This is a genomic window from Fastidiosipila sp., from assembly GCA_012511175.1.
Lineage (GTDB): Bacteria > Bacillota > Clostridia > Saccharofermentanales > DTU023 > UBA4923.
Genome location: JAAZGO010000040.1, coordinates 1 through 2763 on the forward strand (window position 1 = coordinate 1; position 2763 = coordinate 2763).

The window sequence follows — 2763 nt, forward strand, 5'->3', positions numbered from 1 at the left end:
ACAATCGCCCCCATCGCCGTGGCCAGCGATTCGTTCTCTTCGGCGAGTTGCCACAGGTCCGCCAGCTCCACCGTGCGCTCGACACGCGGCTCTGGCATGTGTTCCTTCGTCTCGTAATTGTACCGGTGGAAGCGGAGTGTGGCCGTTGACGTGCCATCGTCGAGGATGCGAACAAACAACCCGCTGAGCCACCAGTCGGGATATTCCGATTGCGGACGTGCGGGGACGGCTACGGTGGTTTGGCCGGGGATGCGAGGAAGTTCGAGAGGCATTGTGTGCTCCTATGCTTCTGTGTGTGAGGTGAGAAGCCCGTCCTTGAAGACGAGCGTGTGCGTAGTGTTGTCGGCGTCCTTGAACGCGATCGTCTTGCTGATCCCGGCGCTGCCGTCCGCCGCCTTGTACCCGCCTGGTAGAATCACACCAGACGTTTTCACCTCGGTTACCGCCGTGCTGCCGAGCGTGACTTGATTGCTGGCTGATGGTTCCGAGTACGCACCGACGCAGGTGACGTTGCTGTACTTGTGCTGCGGCGTGAACGTGTGGCCGGTGCCGGTGCCTGCGGCGGTGATGTTGGCAATCGTGCGCGTCGTGCCGTTGGGACCGTCAGGCTCGTTCAGGCCGATGGTGTCCGCGTCGATGATCTTGGCTTGATAGATATTGCCGGATGTCAGGCCGGTGATTGGCGATGTGCCTTGGCTGAACTTGAGGTTCGTGTACGATCCGGTCGCGCCGAAGCCGTGCGCGGGGATTGTGATGCGGTCGGTGGTGGGATCGACTGCGGTGTGGGCGAAGGCTTTTGCGGCGGAATCGTTCGCGGCGAAGGTGTTGGCGCTATGGCTACCGAGGAAGGTGTTGTCGCTGCCGTCGTTGTACCGGCCGGTGCGATACCCCAGCGCGACAACGTTGTTGCCGGTGTTTTGGGTCAGCGCCGCGAACCCGAGACCAGTGGCTTGCGTACCTGTGTTCTGCAAGCCCGCCTGAAAGCCGACGAGCGATGTGTGGATGCCGATGTTGTTCCCGCCGGTGAAACACCCCAGCGCTACAAGATTATTCCCAGTGTTATCTCGCCCGGCCTGATAACCGAAGCCGATGGAGTTGTCTCCGGTGTTGCCGGCGAGTGCGAAAGCGCCAAGGCCGGCGCACACGTGGCCGGTGTTGTTGCAGAGTGCGTAATACCCCACGCCCACGCAGTCCGTACCGGTGTTCTGCTCAATCGCCCGCACACCGAACCCGCACCCTCTCGTCGCCGTCCACGCCGACCCGCCCCACACATACGGCTGATACACCAGATACGCAGACGTGCCGTCGTGGCCGTAGACCATCGACTTGTTTTTCTTTGCCACCTCAACCAGCGTCCCGGGGTTGACGAATCCCTTGTTGGCGACGAGGTACGAGCCGTCGCTGTAGAGGGTGGTAGTCCCGGCGGCGTCGAGCTTGATACCCCGCGTGTCGCTGGGCAGGTTCAGCCAGCCGCTGATGTACGTGTCGGTGACCGAGCTGTTGCCGATCTGCACCGTGTTGCTGCCTCTGCCGATGGCGGTGTGGCCGATGACCGTTTCGTTGGTCACGCCGTCAGAGGAGGCTCTCGTGGATGAGCCGATATAGACGGAGTTGGACGTGGTCTGGTTCTCACCGCTGCCGGTGGTGTACCTCCCCGCGTAGTAGCCGAGAGCGACGTTTTTGCTGCCGGTGGTTAGAGACAGAAGCGCGATCTGACCGATGGCCGTGTTCTGAACGCCTTCGGTGACTGAACGCAAAGCCCTGTCACCAATGGCTGTGTTGCCATAGCCGGTCGTCAGTCTATCTAGCACCAAATACCCAATGCCGGTATTCTTGCTGGCGTGGGTGGTAGATGTCGCCTCCGCACCCATCGTGAAATTGCCGGCCAACTGCCCGATGAATACGTTATTTCCATCCGGCCGCGCCGTGTCGCCGGTCGGATGCCGGAAGCCGTGGATGCGCAGGCCGCCGATATTGACCACTCCTACCGTGCTACTTGTGGTCTCCGGTGTGCCGATTATGCCGGTAGCCGAGAGCGTCGTGAACGTCCCAGCCCCCGGTGTGGTCGCACCAATATCCCCGGGTGCCGTCCGATCCAGGATCGGAGCCGTAAACCCCAGATTCCCCCGCGCCCCCGCCGCATCACTCGCACCTGTCCCACCGTCAGTCACGGCTAAGTCCGTGATACCGGTAATCGCCCCTCCCGTGATCGCCACATCCCCCGCCTCCTGCGTGGCCATCGAGCCGAGCCCGAGCGTGGTCCTGGCTGTCTCCCCGCTCTGCGTTACCCAGGTTGTCCCGTTACCGACGATCAGATTGCCGTCCGTAGGCGTGAGCGCAGCGATTGCACCTAACCGCGAGGAATACGCTTGCACATCCGTTCCAGGCTCAAGGTCCAGCAGGCCGCGCATAGCAGCATAGTCAACCGCAGACACAAGCGATTGACCATTCGCTGACGGCAATACACCAGCCCATGTATCGAGGGTGGCCGAGTGCGCCTGCACGTCGGCACCGATAGCAAGCCCGAGATTTGCTCTCGCGCCAGCAGCGTCGCTCGCACCCGTGCCGCCATCGGCTACAGCCAAGTCGGCAATGCCGCTAATCACACCACCAGTGATGGCAACCGCGTCGGCGGCTTGCGTGGCCATCGAGCCCAGTCCCAACGACGCCCGGGCCGTCGCCCCCGACTCGGCCACCCACGTCGAGCCATCCCCGACGATCACGTTGCCGTCGATCGGGGTGAGTCCGGCAATCGCCCCCAAC

Annotated in this window: 2 protein-coding genes; both read right to left on the minus strand. The window is 62.6% G+C overall.

Going from position 1 to position 2763, the window contains the following annotated elements; genetic code table 11:
• Positions 1-272 (minus strand): hypothetical protein (locus GX839_07710; GenBank protein NLB05338.1); only part of this gene is annotated, 272 nt, incomplete at its 3' end.
• 9 nt (positions 273-281) lie between these two features.
• The coding region (locus GX839_07715) for a hypothetical protein (GenBank protein ID NLB05339.1) at positions 282-2763 on the minus strand (2482 nt) is incomplete at its 5' end.